The organism is Vannielia sp. SX4 (genome assembly GCF_052828525.1).
The window spans coordinates 2628313-2646328 of record NZ_CM128247.1 but is presented as its reverse complement, the minus strand read 5'-3'; the positions used below and the strand labels follow the sequence as shown (position 1 = coordinate 2646328).

13 protein-coding genes are annotated in these 18016 nt (G+C 65.8%); 5 read left to right on the top strand and 8 right to left on the bottom strand.

Features of this window, described 5'->3' with window-relative positions; genetic code table 11:
- Nucleotides 1-7: 7 nt before the first annotated feature.
- Nucleotides 8-2380, top strand: a complete 2373-nt coding sequence (locus tag ACUXVX_RS13060; RefSeq protein WP_446308641.1) for a TRAP transporter large permease — start codon at nt 8-10, stop codon at nt 2378-2380.
- A 185-nt stretch (nt 2381-2565) separates the two neighbouring features.
- Here ACUXVX_RS13060 and ACUXVX_RS13055 read toward each other — a convergent pair whose 3' ends face one another.
- The 6 genes from ACUXVX_RS13055 to ACUXVX_RS13030 all read right to left on the bottom strand — a co-directional run bounded on the left by ACUXVX_RS13055 (nt 2566) and on the right by ACUXVX_RS13030 (nt 6749).
- On the bottom strand, nt 2566-3417 hold the full coding sequence (locus ACUXVX_RS13055; RefSeq protein WP_446308640.1) for an arginyltransferase: 852 nt from the start codon (nt 3415-3417) through the stop codon (nt 2566-2568).
- A gap of 118 nt (nt 3418-3535) precedes the next feature.
- Complete coding sequence (locus tag ACUXVX_RS13050; protein ID WP_446311539.1) at nt 3536-3985, bottom strand: RDD family protein; 450 nt, start codon at nt 3983-3985, stop codon at nt 3536-3538.
- 132 nt (nt 3986-4117) lie between these two features.
- Nucleotides 4118-4588, bottom strand: coding sequence for a DUF2852 domain-containing protein (locus ACUXVX_RS13045; protein ID WP_446308639.1), 471 nt, complete (start codon nt 4586-4588; stop codon nt 4118-4120).
- A 123-nt stretch (nt 4589-4711) separates the two neighbouring features.
- Complete coding sequence (locus ACUXVX_RS13040; RefSeq protein ID WP_446308638.1) at nt 4712-5290, bottom strand: transglycosylase domain-containing protein; 579 nt, start codon at nt 5288-5290, stop codon at nt 4712-4714.
- Nucleotides 5287-5757, bottom strand: coding sequence for a YbaK/EbsC family protein (locus ACUXVX_RS13035; protein ID WP_446308637.1), 471 nt, complete (start codon nt 5755-5757; stop codon nt 5287-5289). The genes ACUXVX_RS13040 and ACUXVX_RS13035 overlap by 4 nt, the downstream gene beginning before the upstream one ends.
- Nucleotides 5758-5819: 62 nt before the next feature.
- A complete protein-coding gene (locus ACUXVX_RS13030; RefSeq protein WP_446308636.1) occupies nt 5820-6749 on the bottom strand; it encodes a calcium/sodium antiporter in 930 nt (309 codons plus the stop codon).
- Nucleotides 6750-6869: 120 nt separating this feature from the next.
- On the opposite strand from ACUXVX_RS13030, the gene ACUXVX_RS13025 reads away from it, so the two are divergent.
- Complete coding sequence (locus ACUXVX_RS13025; protein ID WP_446308635.1) at nt 6870-9644, top strand: [protein-PII] uridylyltransferase family protein; 2775 nt, start codon at nt 6870-6872, stop codon at nt 9642-9644.
- Nucleotides 9644-9922: a hypothetical protein gene (locus ACUXVX_RS13020; protein WP_446308634.1), complete on the top strand. Its 279-nt coding sequence runs from the start codon at nt 9644-9646 to the stop codon at nt 9920-9922. The genes ACUXVX_RS13025 and ACUXVX_RS13020 overlap by 1 nt, the downstream gene beginning before the upstream one ends.
- A gap of 75 nt (nt 9923-9997) precedes the next feature.
- On the opposite strand, the gene eda is transcribed toward ACUXVX_RS13020, so the two are convergent.
- Both eda and edd read right to left on the bottom strand, forming a co-directional pair.
- Nucleotides 9998-10639, bottom strand: a complete 642-nt coding sequence (eda, locus tag ACUXVX_RS13015) for a bifunctional 4-hydroxy-2-oxoglutarate aldolase/2-dehydro-3-deoxy-phosphogluconate aldolase (protein WP_222469160.1) — start codon at nt 10637-10639, stop codon at nt 9998-10000.
- Nucleotides 10640-10654: 15 nt separating this feature from the next.
- The gene (gene edd / locus ACUXVX_RS13010; RefSeq protein WP_446308633.1) at nt 10655-12460 is read right to left on the bottom strand and encodes a phosphogluconate dehydratase; all 1806 of its coding nucleotides are present in this window, start codon (nt 12458-12460) and stop codon (nt 10655-10657) included.
- 133 nt (nt 12461-12593) lie between these two features.
- Here edd and ACUXVX_RS13005 point away from each other — a divergent pair, with 133 nt between their 5' ends.
- Nucleotides 12594-15272, top strand: a complete 2679-nt coding sequence (locus ACUXVX_RS13005; protein WP_446308632.1) for a CHAT domain-containing protein — start codon at nt 12594-12596, stop codon at nt 15270-15272.
- On the top strand, nt 15269-17935 hold the full coding sequence (locus ACUXVX_RS13000; protein ID WP_446308631.1) for a CHAT domain-containing protein: 2667 nt from the start codon (nt 15269-15271) through the stop codon (nt 17933-17935). The genes ACUXVX_RS13005 and ACUXVX_RS13000 overlap by 4 nt, the downstream gene beginning before the upstream one ends.
- The last annotated feature ends 81 nt before the right edge of the window (nt 17936-18016 follow it).

Here is an 18016-nt window from a genome sequence, read left to right as displayed (position 1 = left end):
TGGGCAGATGATTTTCGGACTTGATGGCGTCGAGATCGGCCTGCTGATCGTTCTTCTTTGTCTCTTCGGGGGCATTCTCTCCGGCTTTCCGGTGGCCTTTGCCATCGGCGGCGCCGGGATCATTTCTTTCGGCATCATCGCGCTGCTCGATGCGCAGGGTGTGCTGATACACCAAGCAATCGACACGGGCACGGATGCCTACCGCGAGGTGCTTGCCACAGGGGTCCACAGGGACGATGTGAGCACCTTCCGATACCCTGATTTGCCAAGGGTCGAGGTGCCGCTCTTCGAGGGTGGCTGGGAGCAGGCGATCAACCGGAACCTGTCGTTCGTGGTGAACCGGATGAACGAGCGGGTCTTCGCGGGTCAGAGCATCGAGACGCTGCTGGCGGTATTGATGTTCGTGATGATGGGTATCGTGCTCGAACGCTCGAAGATTGCCGAGGATCTGCTGACCACGATGGCCAAGGTGTTTGGCCCACTGCCCGGCGGTCTTGCCGTCTCGGTGGTGGTCGTGGGGGCGTTCCTTGCTGCCTCGACCGGCATCGTCGGCGCGACGGTGGTTACGATGGGCCTGCTGAGCCTGCCGACCATGCTGCGCAACGGCTACTCGCCGGAGCTTTCCACCGGCGTGATCGCGGCCTCGGGCACGTTGGGCCAGATCATTCCGCCCTCGATCGTGATCGTGCTTCTGGGCACGCTTGCGGGCGACCTTTACTCCACCGCGCAGGAGGCACGCGCGCAGTCTGTCGGGTGCTCTGACGCGCTGACGCTGCTGGGCAAGCCTGCGGTGGTGTCGGTCGGCACGCTGTTTCAGGCGGCGATGCTGCCCGGTGTCATGCTGGCGGGGCTCTATGCGCTCTATGCCTTTGGCTACGCGGTGGTGAACCCTTCCAAGGCGCCCTCGGTGCAGCTTGAAAGCTCCGCTGGTGGCGAGATCATCACCCGCCGCGAAGGGCTGACGTGGTTCCTCGCGCTGCCCATCGTGCTGATCGGCGGCACCGTACTGCTGGGGCAGGTCGGGGTGATCGGGAGCCAAGTGGTGCGGGCTGTGCAGACCGAGACCAGCGGCGTCGAAGGTGGCCTGCTGCGGACCAATGTGAGCGAGCAGTGCCAAGCGGCGATGATCGACCTGCATGGGCAGGACCGCTGGGATGCCTCCGTGGCGGCTCGTGCCGCAGGCGCAGAAGCTGTGGCGGCTGAGGAAGCCGCGCCAGCCGACGGCGCAGAGGGCACCGATGAAGCTGCCCCCGAGGCCGCCGCACCGGTGCCGAACGCCCCGCCGATCGGCACGGGCGTGGCCACTCTGGCGGTGCTTTTCGGCCTCACACTGATCGTGGCGCGCGGGGTGGCCCCCTCGGCCAGCCCGGTGCCGCTGGCTGTAGGCGCTGGGGGCATTGCCCTGATGCTCCTTCTCGATGCCTTCGTGATCCACTCCGGCATGTCATCGGCGGAGACGCTGGTGATCCTCCTCATTCCGCTGATCATCGTGATCTGGTCGATGCGCCATGCCGCCGGGCGGCTTTCGCGCAACGAGCTGATCCGGGTGGTCTTCCCGCCGCTGGTGCTGATCGTGGCCGTGCTCGGCTCGATCCTAGGCGGGATCACCAACCCCACGCCGGCCGCCGCGCTCGGCGCCGCTGGTGCCATCATGCTCGCGGCCTACCGCAAGCTGAAGGAGGAGGGGCGCTCGGGGCAGGTGATCCTGATCGCGACCTACGCCACGATCCTGATGATCCTCGCGGGTGTGAACTTTGACCTTCGGATCAATCAGGAAACCGTGACGGTGGTGACCTGGCTGGCCTTCCTCGTGGCGTTCACCGCCTACATGATCGCCTTCTTCGGCGTGCTCTATGGCGTCTGGGTGCTCTATCGCGGCTCGGTTATGAGCCCGGTGGTGCGGGAAACGGCGAAGGTGACGAGCATGGTGTTTACCATCCTCATCGGCTCGCAGCTGCTGAACCTCGTGGTGATCTCCTTTGGCGGTGAGCACTACATCCAGCAGTTCCTCAAGAGCTTCGACTCCGAGTTCAAGGTCTTCCTGATCGTGATGCTGGTGATGTTCATCCTCGGCTTCGTGCTCGACTTCCTCGAGATCATCTACATTGTTGTGCCGATCGTGGGGCCGGTGATTTATGGCGGAACGATGGACCCGAAATGGGTAACGATCATGATCGCGGTGAACCTGCAGACCAGCTTCCTGACGCCGCCCTTCGGCTTCGCGCTGTTCTACCTGCGCGGGGTGGCACCTCCCCAGGTGACGACCGGGCATATCTACCGTGGCGTGGCACCCTTCGTGGTGATCCAGGTGGTCGGTCTGGCACTGCTCTGGGCCTTCCCGGGGATCGTGTCGATCATACCGGACCTGATTCCGAACTGATCTTGCGGAGATGGATTTGGAAAGGGCGCCTCGTAGGGCGCCCTTTTCTTTTGTGAGGGTGGCGGTGCGTGGCAGTAGGCCCGCACATCCGGTTTAGCCGCGCCCGGCCCGCGCGAAGGTGACACGGCGGATATGGTTCGGAGGATGCGAACCAAGCACTGCGATTTGAGTTGGGTGTGGCGGGGTCAGCGGCGCTTGGTGGCGGGACGACTGTCGGGGAGGCGGATGCGGGCGACCTGTTCGGCGATGGGATCGACCGAGAGCGGGTGCATGTCTTCGCGGTGGGCGTCGGGGTTGCCGAGATCGCGCCAACTGCCGCCCTTGTAGATCTCGAGCGCGCCGTAGCTGGCTTTGTAACCCATCTTCGGGGAATCCGGCACCCAGTAGCCGAGGTAGACGTAGGGCAGCCCGGCCTCGCGGGCGATGGCGATGTGATCGAGGATGATGTAGCGCCCAAGCGAGTGCTTCTCGAGATCCGGCTCGAAGAAGGAATAGACGAGGCTCACACCGTCTTCGAGCACATCGGTGAGGCAGACGGCGACGAGCTTGTCTTCACCGGTGTCATTGCCCTCGGCCCCGGCGGGCAGAAGATACTCGATGACGCGGCTCTTGACCGGGGTCTCCTCAATCATCGCGGCGAACTCGAAGATATCCATATCGGCCATGCCGCCATCGGCATGGCGCTGGTCGAGATAGCGGCGGAAGAGGGCGTATTGCTCTTCGGTGGCCCAGGGGCTGTTGGCCTTGCGGACCAGCTCGGCATTGCGGCGGACCACCCGGCGCTGGCTTTTGGAGGGGGTGAAGTCGGCCACGCGGATGCGGGCGGACATGCAGGCCGAGCAATCGGCGCATGAGGGGCGGTAGAGCACGTTCTGGCTGCGGCGGAAGCCTTGCTGCGAGAGCGTGTCATTCAGCTTTTCGGCGCCTTCGCCCTGCAGCGCGGTGAAGAGCTTCCGCTCCATCCGGCCCTCAAGGTAAGGGCAGGGCTGCGGGGCCGTCACGTAGAACTGGGGCGCGATGGGAAGCGTATGGCGCAAGAGGCAGTCTGGCGGTTTGGAGCGGTCTGAAGGACGGTAACAGTGGTATGACGCCGCGCCAAGCCCCCAGAATGGGGGAGGCGCGGCGAAAATGCTGCCGTGCAGCGAGAGCCGGGGGTCAGCGGCGGACGGCGGCGCGGTTTATGGCGACGCTGCCCAGAAGATGGTCACCCAAGCTCTGGCGGCGGGCGGTCGTGAGCATCAGGACGATCGAGATCACCTGCACGAAGAAGGTGGAGATCGCCACCGAGTAGATCAGCGTATGGATGAAGGCCTCGCCAAGGCCGAAGCGCTCGCCCCGGAAGGTGCGCATCTCGAGCGACATCAGGCTCATGCCCCATGTGGCTGAGCCCGAGGCGAGGGTGATGGTGCGGTAGGCGAAGGAGATCACCAGCCAGAGCAGTGGGTAGAACAGCAGCCCGGTAAAGGCGGTGAAGGGGAGCACCAGCAGGGTCACGAGGAAGATCATCACCCCGTCGACCAGCCATGCGAAGAAGCGCTTGGCGGGTGTGTCGGCGTAGAACTCGGGGTTCAGCTCCGGGTCGGGGAGGGAAGTGATGCTGTCCATAGTGGACATGTGCGGTTTCTCCTTGCGGTTTTGAGGTGGACCCGCCGCGACAGGGGGGAATGCGCGGCGGGCCGTTGAGAGGCCAACGCTTGATGCGCCGGCCTCGTTCCGTTGTTTGTTGGACGCCGGGGCTTAGCGCGGCTCGGAGAGCGCGGGCTCGGCACCGGTTTCGTCATCCTCGTCATCCGAGGTCTGAGCGGCCTTTGCACGGTCGTCCATGAAGGCATCGAACTCCTGCTTGTCTTTGGCAGCGCGAAGGCGCTCGAGGAAGCTTTCGAAGGCGTCCTGCTCGTCTTCGAGGCGGCGCAGGGTCTCCGCCTTGTAGGCGTCGAAGGCGGTGTTGCCCGAGGAGCGGAAGCCGTGGCGACGGTTCATCCGGTGGGCTTCATGGTGGTGAGAGCGCCGGGCGGCGCATTTGCCGGAAAACATGCGTTTGCTCCAGATCATGTAAGCGAGAAGGGCGAGACCGACGGGCCAGAAGAAGATGAACCCCAGCACCATGGCTGCGATCCAGGCTCCCTTGCCACGCTCGTCCAGCCAGCCTTCGGCACGGGCGAACCAGCCGGGCTGGTGCGTGACGGTGGCGGTTTGGGCGGTGTTCATCAGGGTATCTCCGTTTCGGTTTTTGTTTATGTGAATGTCTTTCACATTACGGGAGATGGGGGCTGGGGAGGTGGGCTTCAAGGGTAAATGTGAATGTTTTTTACATTTACGCGAGAAATACCGTTACTCGCGGCAACCTGCGCCCTCTGGGATAGCGGCGGGGCCATTTTGGATGAGGGTTTTCGAGAGACTTTCGGGCAGGGCGCCTTCGGCGTTTGACACCAGTTGGTGGTAGGTTGCGGCCAGCATTTCGGGCTTGCTGGCGAAGGTAACGGGCGAGCGCGCTATGGTTGCGAGTGTCGCGATTTGCTGAGGCGACGCGTCTTGCGAGGTTGTGCCCCAGTAAGCGTCGAGGGCCGCAGGGAAGCCGATGCAACCGTGCCCGAGATCGGCGCGGGCGGCCCAGCCTTGCGCAATTTCACTGTCGGACAGGATGAGGCGGAGCCCAACGGTTTTGCCGGCCCAGCGGAGTTGGTCCGAGAGGGTTGACTGCCCTTCTTCAGGGAGCGTGCCATTTGCTTGCTCCGCCCAAATGACCAGTTCGCGGAGCATTGACCCGAGGGTCTCGACTTCGCCCTGCGAGTTCTGCTCTACAATGGCGATGACGAGCGGCTCCATGCCCGCGGGGATCGGGAGCGGTTTGTCTTGGGCGGCGGCCTGCGAAGTGGTCAGCGCGAAGGCGACGAGGATGGCGCGGATCATTGGGTGAACTCGGTCGGCTCGGCTTCGGCCAGTCGTCCCATCTCGGCCGGGGCGATCTCGAAGATGTGGCGCGGGGTGCCGGCTGCGGCCCAGACGGATGGAAACTCCGTCAGGCGCGGGTCGAGGAAGGCTTTTGGCGCGGTCAGGTGGCCGATCGGGGCGACGCCGCCGATGGCGAAGCCGGTGATGTCGCGCACGGCCTTGCCATCTGCGCGGGTGAGCGGCTCGCCCGCCGCGGCGCTGGCCTTGGCCGGATCAACCTGATTGCCGCCTGCGGTGAGAAAGAGATAAAGCGCGCCGCTCGTCTCCCCGGCGAAGATGATCGACTTGGCGATCTGGTCGATCTCGCAGCCCGCGGCTGCCGCGGCCTCGGCGGCGGTGCGGGTGCTTTCGGGCATTTCACGCGTCGTGTCGGGCAGGCCTGCGGCTTCGAGGGCGGCGCGGACGCGCTTGAGGGATTTTGACATGCTCGGGCCTCGTCTGGTGGGTTTGCGCCCACCCTACGCGGCGCGGGCGCGGCGGCAAGTGGCTATGCCGCGCCCAGCCAGACGATATAGGCGGCGTAAGGCGCGACCAGTGCCACGCCTTCCTTGCGGGTGATGCGCCAGCCGGTGGTGGCGAGAAAGAGCATCAGTGCTGTGGCGGCGAGCATGACCATGGCATCGGGGATCATGGCGGTTGCATCCAGCGGGGCGGGGGCGAGCAGGGCGGTGGCGCCGAGGATGCCGAGGATGTTGTAGATGTTGGAGCCCAGCACGTTGCCCAGCGCCAGTTCGGGCTGACCTTTGCGGGCGGCCATGATGGAGGTGACAAGCTCGGGCAGCGAGGTGCCGACGGCAACGATGGTGAGGCCGATCACCGCCTCGGAGACACCGAGCGTGGTGGCAAGGTCGACCGCGCCGGAGACGAGAAACCGGGCGCCCAGCAGCGTGAGCGCGATGCCGACGGCGGTGAGCGCGAAAGCCGCGACGGGCGAGAGCGTGCGGGCGCCGGTTTCAAGCTCCGGGTCGGGGCCTTCGGCGGCTTCGGTCTTCCATGCATAGACGAGGTAGGCCACCAGACCGGCGAGGAGCAGCACGCCCGAGAGCCGGGTGAAGCTGCCGGTCATGGCAAGCCCGAGGCAGGCAAGCGTGGCCAGCATGACCGCCGCGCCATCACGCAGCAATGCGGCGCGGCGCACGACGATGGGGGCCATCAGAGCGGCGGCACCGAGGATCAGCAGGGCATTGGCGATGTTGGAGCCGATGACATTGCCCAGCGCGATATCGGGCGCGCCGGAATAGGCCGCCTGTAGCGAGGTGAAGAGCTCGGGCGTGGAGGTGCCGAAACCGACCACGGTCAGGCCGACGAGGAGCGGTGAGAGGCCAAGGCGCAGAGAGAGCGCAACCGCGCCGCGCAGCAGGACTTCGCCGCCAAGGATCAGCAGGGCGAGGCCGGCGGCCAGAGTGAGGAAAAGCATGGGAGAAAACCTCAAAGGGGGCTTGGGCGGATATCATGGGGCGCAGGGCCTGCTACAAGGGGGGAGCGCGGGTTTTTTTGCGACCGTTGACGGTGCCGCGCGGGCGGGAGAAGAAGACACATGGAATTCGAGAGCCGCATCACCCGCCTGCCGATCGCCGTGGACGCCTCTGCCGCTGACGCTGCGCTCGACAACGCGGGCTGGGCCGGTGGCGATGTGGCGCGGCTGCTCTCCGGCATGGCCGGGTCGTCGCCTTACCTTGCGGGCCTTCTGGCAAAGGAGGCTGCCTGGCTGGAAGGTGCGCTGGCCGGGCCGGTAGAGGATGTGGTGCCAGCTGTGCTGGCAGAGGCAGCAGAGGGCGATGTTGGCGTGTCGCTCCGGGTGGCCAAGCGGCGGCTGGCGCTTTTCACCGCGATGGCAGATCTGAGCGGGGTCTGGCCGCTTGAGAAGGTGACCGGCGCGCTGACCGATCTGGCGGATGCCTCGGTGCAGATTGCATGGCGTCGGGCGCTGGAGCAGGAGGCGGCGCGGCGCAAGTCGATCCTCGAGCCTGAAGACGTGGACGAGGAGCTGTGCGGCATCTTCGTGCTGGCGATGGGCAAGGTGGGTGCGCATGAGCTCAATTACTCCTCCGACATCGACCTCATCGTGCTCTTCGATCAGGACCGCTGGCCGGAACGGGACTTTCACGAGCTGCGCACCAGCCTCGTGCGGGCCACGCGGGAGGCGGCGAAGCTGCTGAGTGACAACACGGCCGATGGCTATGTCTTCCGTACCGACCTGCGGTTGAGGCCGGACCCGAGCGTGACGCCGGTGTGCCTGAGCATGGAGGCGGCGGAGCGGTATTACGAGAGCCTCGGGCGCACATGGGAGAGGGCCGCGCACATCAAGGCGCGGGTCTGCGCGGGCGAGTTCAAGGAGGGCGCGGGATACCTTGAGCGGCTCCGTCCGTTCATCTGGCGCAAGCATCTCGATTTCGCGGCGATACAAGATGCCCATGACATGCGGCTGGCGATCCGGGAGCACAAGGGGCTGCACGGCACGGCACTGGAGGGGCGCGACCTGAAGCTCGGGCGCGGGGGCATTCGGGAGATCGAGTTTTTCACCCAGACACGGCAGATCATTGCGGGCGGGCGTGACCCGGACCTTCGGGTGCGTGGAACGGTCGAGGGGCTCGCACGGCTCGCGGAGGCAGGTTGGGTCGGCGCGGAGGAGGCAGCGCAGCTTAGCGCCGATTACCGGGCGCACCGGGAGTTGGAGCACCGGATCCAGATGGTGCATGACCAGCAGACACACGCGCTGCCGAAGGATGCTGCCGGTATCGAACGGGTGGCCCGGCTGGCGGGTGAGGGCGACACGGCGGCCTTCAGGGCGCAACTGGAAGAGCGGCTGGAGCGGGTGGCCGGGCTTGCCGAGGGGTTCTTTGCGCCGGGGCGGAAGCGGACCATCGAGGAGGAAGCCCCGGAGTGGGGCGAGGCAGCGCGTGAGATCATGTCGCGCTGGAAGGGGTATGCCGCCTTTCGCTCGACCCGCGCTGGCGAACTCTTTGCGCGCATCCGGCCCGAACTGATGGCGCAACTCGGTGGCGCGGCCAAGCCGGAAGAGGCACTTTCGGCCTTTGACGGGTTTCTGCGGGGGCTGCCTGCTGGGGTGCAAATCTTCTCGCTCTTCGCCTCCAATCCGCAGTTGCTGGGGCTGATCGTGGACATCTGCGCCACGGCGCCGGAGCTGGCCGAATACCTCAGTCACAACGCGGGCGTGCTGGATGCAGTTATCGGTGGAGATTTCTTTGCCGATTGGCCGGGTGTTCCGGTGTTGGAAGCGCAGTTGGCCGAAGAGATCTCGCGGGTGGAGGACTACGAGGGTAAGCTCGACACAGCGCGGCGCTGGATGAAGGAGTGGCACTTTCGGATCGGGGTGCATTTGTTGCGGGGCCATGCCAGCGCATTGGTCGCCGGAGAGCAATATGCGCTTTTGGCCGAGGCGGTGCTGAGAGCGGTTTTCCCGGTGGTCGAAGCCGAACACGCGGCACGGCACGGCGCGGCGCCGGGGCGTGGGGCGGTTGTGCTCGGCATGGGCTCGCTCGGCGCGGGCTGGCTCAATGCCCAGTCGGACCTCGACCTGATCGTGATCTATGACGCGGCGGGCGTGGAGAGCAGCGAGGGCAAGCGCCCGCTCACTGCGGGTGCATGGTATGCCCGGCTGACCAAGGCGCTGGTGACGGCGCTGACGGCGCTGATGGCGGAAGGGCGGCTCTACGAGGTGGACATGCGGCTCAGGCCCTCGGGCAACGCGGGGCCGGTGGCGACATCGCTATCGGCTTTCGCGGCCTACCAGCGCGAGGAAGCGTGGACCTGGGAGCACCTTGCCCTGACGCGGGCGCGGGTGATCTGTGGGTCGGAGGCGCTGGCGGCAGAGGTCGAGGCGGTGCGCTGCGAGGTGCTGGCGGCAGAGAAGGACCGCGCCAAGGTGCTGGCCGATGTGGCGGAGATGCGGGCGCGGATCTTCGAGGCGAAAGGCACGGGCGGCGGGCTGGAGGCCAAGATCGGGCCGGGGCGGATGCAGGACATCGAACTGGCGGCACAGGCGGCGGCGCTGCTTGGCGGCGTACCGGACCGCCGGGTGGAGGCGCAGTTGGAGACCGGGGCCCTGGAGGGGGACACTGCGCGCCTGGTGGAGACTTATGCTCTGATGCGGCAGGTGCAGGGCTGCGCGCGGTTGCTGACCGCCGGGCCGCTGGAGACGGAGGGTCTGGGAGAGGGCGCACGGGCGCTCTTTGCCCGGGAAACCGGGATTGAGGGGCTGGAGCCACTCGCAGAACAGATGGATGAGGCCGCCCGACTGGCGGCCCGGGTGATCGACACGGCGCTTGGCGGCGCGGAAAAGGAGGCCTGATGGCACAGATCGACGAAACGGCACGCTTTGACCACAAGGGGCTCATCCGCGAGGCCTACCGGATGGAGGGCGTGGGGCCAGCCGAGGCCCGCAGCATCTTTCTCGACTGGGCCCTGAGCCTGCCAGATGAAACCGAGCAGAGCATGGCTCTGCGCTCGCTTTATGAGCACTACGGGCGGCGGGCGCCGGAGCATCCGATGTCTGTCGTGCTTAAGGAGGCGATGGAGGCCGAGATGACGCCCAAGCGCCGCGGCGGCTGGCGCGGACGGCGAGAGTAGCGCGTATCAGGCGCGGGCCTCATAGGCCTAGAGGGCGGGACAAGTCCCGCCCTGCGGCGAAGAGCTGTGTGCAACTTAGCGCGGGAGGGCGGCGGCCTCCTTTGCCAAAGCTGTGATGCCGTCCCAATCGCCGGACTTGACTTTGTCGCCCGGCGCGACCCAAGAGCCACCGACGCACATGACGTTGGACAGGCTCAGGTAGTCATTGGCGTTTTTCAGGCTCACGCCGCCGGTGGGGCAGAAGCTGATCTGCGGGATCGGCGCGCCGATGGCCTTGAGGGCGGGGGCGCCGCCAGAAGCTTCGGCGGGGAAGAACTTCATCGCCGTGTAACCGCGCTCGAGCAGGGCCATCGCCTCCGTCGCAGTGGCCGCGCCGGGCAGGAGCGGCAGGCCAGCGTCTTCACAGGCTTTCAGCAGGGTGTCGGTCGCGCCGGGGCTGACGCCGAACTTGGCACCGGCGGCGACGGCGTTTTTGACATCTTCGGGCGTGAGCAGGGTGCCTGCGCCGACCACGCCACCCTCGACTTCGCTCATGGCGCGGATCACATCGAGTGCGGCGGGGGTGCGCAGGGTGACCTCGAGCGCGGGCAGGCCGCCAGCGACCAGCGCTTTGGCGAGCGGGGCTGCATGGGCCACGTCATCGACCACCAGCACCGGGACGACCGGGGCGAGGGCGCAGATTTCTTTTGTCTTCGCAGAGGCTTCAGCGGGGGTCATGATGGTGTTCCTTGTTCAGACGACCACCGCCGCGCCTTCATCGGAGGCGCCGACGGACTGGCGGAAGGCCTCGAAGAGTTCGCGGCCGATGCCGTATTTGTTGGGTGTGAGGTCGGGCGAGGCGGGGGTGCGGGACTCCCATCCTTCGGTCAGAATGTCGAGCGTGCCAGACGCTGCATCGACGCGGACGAGGTCGCCGTCTTGCACCTTGCCGATCGGGCCGCCCATCGCGGCCTCGGGCGTCACGTGGATAGCGGCGGGCACCTTGCCGGAGGCGCCGGACATGCGGCCATCGGTGACAAGCGCCACCTTGAGGCCGCGATCCTGAAGCACGGCGAGGGGGGGCGTCAGGCTGTGCAGTTCGGGCATGCCGTTGGCCTTGGGGCCCTGAAAGCGGACGATGACCACGGTATCCTCGGTGAACTCCCCTGCTTGGAAGGCCTTCTTCACGTCGTGCTGGTCGTGGAAGACGCGGGCCTTCGCCTCGATCACGTGGCGCTCTGGGGCGACGGCGGAGACCTTCATCACGCCACGACCGAGCGAGCCTTTCAGCTCCTTCAGGCCGCCGGTCTTTTGGAAGGGGTCGGTGGCGGGGCGGAGGATCTTGTCATTCTGGCTGTCCACCGCGGAGGGCTGCCATGTGAGCTTGCCATCGATGATCTTGGGTTCTTCAACGTAGCTACCAAGGCCTTCGCCGGAGACGGTGAGCGTGTCGTCATGCAGCAGACCTTCGGAAAGCAGCTGGCGGATGAGGTATTGCAGGCCCCCGGCGGCGTGGAAGTGGTTCACGTCAGCGAGGCCGTTCGGGTAGACCTTGGCCATCAGCGGGACGGTCTCGGAGATGTCGGAGAAATCCTGCAGGTCGAGGATCACGCCCGCCGCACGGGCCATGGCGGGCAGGTGCAGCACGAGGTTGGTGGAGCCGCCGGTGGCCATGAGGCCGACAATGCCGTTGACGAAGGCTTTTTCATCAAGGACTTGTCCGGCGGGGCGATAGTCGTTGCCTGCCGCCGTGATCTCCAGCGCGCGCTCGGTGCCGGCTACGGTGAGGGCGTCTCGGAGCGGCGTGTTGGGGTTCACGAAGGACGCGCCGGGCAGGTGCAGGCCCATGAACTCCATCAGCATCTGGTTGGTGTTGGCCGTGCCGTAGAAGGTGCAGGTGCCGGGGCCGTGATAGGAGGCCATCTCGGCCTCCATCAGCTTGTCGCGGCCCACTTCGCCGGTGGCGAACTGCTGGCGGACCTTGGCCTTCTCGTCATTGGGCAGGCCGGAGGTCATCGGGCCGGCGGGGAGGAAGATTGCCGGGATGTGGCCGAAGGTGGCGGCGGCGATGATGAGGCCGGGCACGATCTTGTCGCAGACGCCGAGGTAAATGGCGCTGTCAAAGCAGTTGTGGCTGAGGCTGACCCCGGCGGCGAGTGCGATCACGTCGCGCGAGAAGAGCGAGAGTTCCATGCCCGGCTGGCCTTGGGTCACGCCATCGCACATAGCTGGCACGCCGCCGGCCACTTGGGCCGTTGCCCCCTTGGCGCGGGCTGCGGCGCGGATCATCTCGGGGAAGCGCTCGAAAGGCTGGTGAGCGGAGAGCATGTCATTGTAGGCGGTGACGATGCCGATATTGGGGGCGGTCCCTCCGGCCAGCGCAGCCTGATCCTCGCCCATCGGCGCATAGGCGTGCGCCTGATTGGAGCAACTCAGATGCGCGCGCACCGGGCCGGCCTCGGCGGCTTTGCCGATCCGCTCGAGATATGCGCCACGGGCTTGTGCGGAGCGGGCAATGATGCGGTCGGTGACTTCGGCGATCTTGGAGTTGAGCGGCAAGGGAGCGGGCCTCCGGGCTGGCGATTCTGGCTGGCTTCAGCTTACCCCGTTAGCGCTAACGGCGCAAACCGTGACCTGATTTGTCATGCAATTCCCTTTGACCATGGAGCGCGGTGTGGGGATATTTCAAGCCATGAAGCCATTTGTATTGTTTCTTTGCTTTGTATTCGCGCAGCCGGTTTTGGCGCAGTCCTACAGTCTGACCCCTGAAGAGGAGCAGATTGCACAAGCCTCAGAAGCGGCCAGCCTGGCGCAGGACTTTGCCGAGGCTGAGCGGCTTGCGCGGGAGGTGGTGTCACTCCTCAGCGCCCGTTTGCCCGAGAACCATCCGATGCTGCTGTTCGAACAACTCAAGGTCGCCGAACTGTTGGCGACCCAGAGGAGGTTGGGAGATGCGCTGGAGATGAAACGCGACATTCACTCCCGGTTTCGCACCGTCAACACCGTCTATATGCCGCTTCATGCCGCGGCGCAGATGTCGCTGGTACAGACACTGACCGATGTAGGCAATTATCGTGAGGCACTGCCGTTGGCGGTCGAGGCTGTTACGGTGGCCGAAGCCGACCCGAACGAGCTGAGCGCCGTGGCCGATAGCTGGCGCGGCAGCCTGGCAACAATTTTCTACGAGCTGGGCTACCTTGAAGACGCAGAGCAGCTCTGGGCGCGTTCCATTGCCGGGCTGGATCGTGGCGTTGCCGCGGAGGGCACTGAGAAGACACGCGGGCATCATCCTCAGGCAATTGTCTTTGCCGAGGCAAGGGCCAATGCGCTCTCTGAACTGGGCCGGGCGGCCGAGGCGGTGACGGTGGCGCAGGACGCCATTGCCCGGCGTCGCGGTTTCTATGGCCGCGATGAGGTGGGCGTGATCGCCATGAGCCTGCGCCTTGCCCAGTATCAGCTTGACGGTGGCGACAAGGAGGGGATGCACGCCACGCTTGAGGCGATGGGCCCCGTAATCGAGGCCGAGTACAAGGGCACGCCCATCGAGGCGACGGCGCTGGCACTCGATGCGCTTTGGTGGCTGGGTCAGGGCTTCAAGACGCCGGAGTTCATGAAGGGGCTGGCCATGCTGGAGGAGGCCGACACAATGTTTTCGGCCTCGTTTCCAGCTGCGCAGGGTGAAGGGTTCCGCCATCCGGTGTGGGGCAAGGCGCTGCTCAACCTCGCGGCGGTGAGGGAGCATCTGGGCGAGGTCGAGGGCGCGCTGGAGGCGGTATTCAAGGCCGAGGCGCTCGGGGTCCGCAGCCGCGAGACAATCCTGCGGCTGCTCGATACGGCGGGTGTGGAAAAGGTTAGAAGCTGGGGCGAGGTCATTCCCGACGCGTTCCGGGTGGCGCAGGTTACCCAGAGCAGTGACGCCACCCATGCGCTGCTCCAGATGGCCGCTCGGGTGAGTCTCGGAGACAGCCCCGCGGCGAGGCTGCACCGGGCGATCACTGACGCGGTGGACCACGAGGCGGCGCTGCAGGCTGACTATGCCGCACTTGTCAGGCTCCCAATGGCCGAGCGCGATGCGGCGAGAGAAATTGCACTGAAAGCGGAGTTGAGCGAGGTCAGCTTGGAGCAAAAGCGGTTGCGCGCCGAACTCCACGAGACCGCACCTGATTTTGCCGCTCTGGTGGGCGACGGCTCTGTCGAGCAGCGCGAGATCCAATCGCAGCTCGGTTCGGAGGAAGCAGTAGTGCTCTTCGACATCGGGCCGCGCGACGATGACAACGACTTTGTTTTTATCATCACGAATGAAACCACTTACTGGCTTCGGATGCCGGTGAAACCCTCGCAGCTCTCGGCCGCGGTGGCCGATGTGCGCGCTGCCGTCGATATGAAGCTGGGCGTACGGGGCGCGCTTTCGCTCAAGGCCGCAGAGCGCGAAAGCCAGGCCAAGTTTCCACTACATGCCGCGAGCTGGCTTTACGGGCAAACCTTCGGGCAGTTCGAGTGGGCACTGGAGGGCAAGAGCCACATTTACCTAGAGTTACGCGGCCCGCTCACCGCGCTGCCGCCCCATCTGCTCATCCGCAATCAGCCTGAGACCTTGGAAGAGGCCCGATGGATGGTGCAGGACTATGCCATCACGGTTATCCCTTCGGTCTTTGCGCTGAAAGCCATGGAGATTGCCGCGACCGGCCCTCATGCCCCTGAGCCAATCTTGGGAGTCGCCAACCCGATTTTCGACCCAAACGGCGAGGCGGCGGTGCAGTCGTCGTCGAACCGCGGCGGGGCACTTTCGCCGCTGCCGGAGACCTTTGGCGAGGTGAAGGCTGTGGCGGGCTCGATGGGCTCGCAGACCGTGTGGCAACAGGCGGAGGCGAGCGAGGCAGCAATCAAGGGCGCCGATCTTGAGCGGTTCAAGGTGCTCTACTTTGCCACGCATGGATTGGTGTCTGGCGATGAGGTGAAGGACCTCGTGGTGCAGGAGCCAGCGCTGGCGCTCACCCCGGGGGGCGGGGAGGATGGGCTGCTGACGGCCTCGGAGATTGCGCATCTGCGGATGAACCCTGATTGGGTCGTTCTCTCGGCCTGTAACACAGCTGTCGGGGACACACCGGGCGCGGAGGCATTGAGCGGGTTGGCCCAGTCGTTCCTCTATGCAGGCGCGCGGGCGCTGCTGGTGAGCCACTGGCCGGTGGAGAGCCAGTCAGCGGTGAGTTTGATGACCGACATTTTTGCCCGCCGCGCGAACGACCCTGAGCTGAGTGCAGCTGAGGCGCAGCGGCAAGCGATGCTGGCGATGATAGACGGGCCACAGCCAGAGTGGCGGCATCCGGCCTACTGGGCACCGTTCATCCTCGTGGGAGATCCGGACCGGTGAAGCGGCTGCGCACCCTCTGCATTTGCCTCGCGCTCGGTTTGGCCCAGCCGTCCCTTGCGCAGCAGACGCCTGAGCAGATCGCTGCGGATGCGGAAGAGCAGGCGGTCTTCGATGTGTTCACCAGCGGCCAGTATGAGGAAGCCCTGCCGCTGGCCGAGGCGTTGCAGGCCTCGCTCGATTCCGCCTTTGGCCCGCATTCCGAACGGGCGCTGCTGAACCACGCGCTCGTTGCCCAAATCCTTGCGCGGCTGGGCCGCCAAAAGGAGGGCATCCGGATGAGCACGGAGGTGCTCGAACTTTGGGTTACGCACCACGGGCGCGATCACCCTGAGGCGCAGCGGGCCCGGATGAATATGGCGATGGCGCTCTCGAACGCACACCGAGCGGGCGAGGCGATGCCCTATGCGCTGGAAGCCTATGAGTTTGCTAGGCGCTACTATGGGCCAAACGCGGTGACGACGCTGCTCTCCCGCTCGAATGTTGCCGGGCTGCTGGAGCGCACGGGAAAGTACGAAACGGCGATGGAAGAGTTCCAAGCGGTCGCCGAAGGGCTGAAAGAGACCGAGGGGATGCGGGCCGGGCGGCACCGGGTCAACGCGCTGAAGCACGCGGCGCGGATGGCGGAAAAGCTGGGCAGGTATGACGAGGGGCTGATGCTCTACGCCGAGGCGGTGCCTGCGACGCGGGAGTTTTTTGGCAACGATCACCCGGAGCTTCAATCGCTGCTCTACATGACCGGGCGCTTGGCGGGGCAGCTCGGCTATGTGGATCTCGCCGGGGAGGTGCTGCTTGAAAGCGCCAAGCTGGCAGAGGCGATCTATGGGTTCAAGGCGCGGCAGACCAACGAGACCAACGCGATGATTGCCCTCGTGCTCACCCGCGAGGGGCCGGGCAGCGAATATTACGACATCGGCAAGGGCCTGCTCGATGTGGTGATCACCAATATGGAGGAGACCTTGGGTCGGACCCATCCGGCCTTGTCCGAACCGCTCACATGGGCCGCGACATTGGCAATGGAAGAGAACCGTTGGGAGCGGGCGCTGGAGTTGGCGCGGTGGTCGGCCGAGATTGGCACATCCATGTCCGGTCCGTGGTTCGATGCGCTCGCGGCTGCGGAGGTGAGTGGAAAGATGACCGCGGTCAGTGCCGCGGAGGAGGCCTTTCGCGCCGTTCAGTCGAGCTATCTTTCAGTGGCCTCGACCAGCACGCTGATGTTGCGGCAACGGCTGGCGCTGGCACAGGAGGGCGCGGGCGTGGCAGCGCGAGCCTATACCGACAGCATCCGCCGCCGGAACGAGCTGCAGGCCGCGCTGCTCGCGGTGTCTGGGCTGCCGGTGGAAGAGCGCAATCCGGCTCAGGAAGCCGCGCTGCAGGCGGAGTTGTCCGACACGGTGGCGGACTTGGCGGACTTGCGCGGGGAACTCTCGGACCGTGACCCTTGGATGAACGGGCTGAAGGAAGGCATGGCCGCAACGGCAGAGGAGGCCCGTGAGAGCCTAAAGCCGGGGGAGGCGGTGGTGATCGTCGATGTCTCCACGCGAGACTGGGGTGCGAGCCGGATTGTGGTGGTGACGCCCGACAGCGCCGCCTGGGCCCCGATCCCCGCCAGCCAGCCGGAATTGGCTGCGCTTGTGGAGCGGGTGCGGCAAGGCATCGAGCTGAAGGTGGGTGTGCGAGCGGCGCTTTCGCTGAAGGCGGCAACTGGTGAGGCGCCGAAGGACTTTGATACGGAGGCCGCGACGGAACTCTATGCGCTCACCTTTGGGCAGGTCGCGCCGGCGCTTGAGGGGGCCACGCATTTGTATATCGAGTTGCGTGGGGCGCTGGCCTCTCTGCCGCCACAACTCCTGCTGCGCTCGGAGCCTAAGGGCGGCACGCTGGCCGAGGCTGACTGGCTGCTACGGCATCATGCGGTGACGGTCATCCCGTCGGTTCTGTCCCTCCAGATTACCACGTTGAGGGCCGAGTTGGGCCATGCGCCAGAGCCGTTTCTCGGGCTGGCCAACCCGGACTATGCGGCGGGCCCGGCGGCAGAGGCTTCCGCAAGCAATGCTCGCGCGGCGCAACTCCGTTCTGGCCTCGCGCCCTTGCCGGAGACCGCCGACGAGGCCCGCTCGGTGGCGGGTGCAGTATTGGCCAGTGCTGAGGCAGTGCTGGAAGGCCCTGCGGCGAGCGAAGCGGCGGTGAAGGCGGAGGCGCTGGACCGGTTCCGCGTGCTCTACTTTGCCACCCACGGGCTGATGGCGGGTGACGAGGTGGGCGGCGAGGTGATGGACGAACCTGCGTTGGCGCTGACGCCGGGGGCAGGGGATGACGGCTTTCTGAAGGTCTCCGAGATTGCCCGGTTGAAGCTGAATGCCGATTGGGTCGTGCTCTCGGCCTGCAACACCGCGGTAGGCGGCAAGCCGGGAGGAGAGGCGCTTTCGGGCCTAGCGCAAGGGTTCTTTTATGCGGGTGCAAAGGCGCTGTTGGTCAGCCATTGGCCAGTGGAGAGCCAGAGCGCGGTGGCCTTGATGACTGATATCTTTGCTCGCCGCGCCGCCGATCCGTCGCTGACAGCGGCGGAAGCGCAGCGGCAGGCGGCGCTTGCGCTGATGCAGCAGTCGAAGTGGAGCCACCCGGCCTATTGGGCGCCCTTCATCCTCGTCGGTAACCCTGGGTAAGCGGCGCCTCCGCACCACGCCGGCATTGTCTACGAATACCGAACAATTCTACGAAAATTTTCTCATTCTCGCCCCAATTGC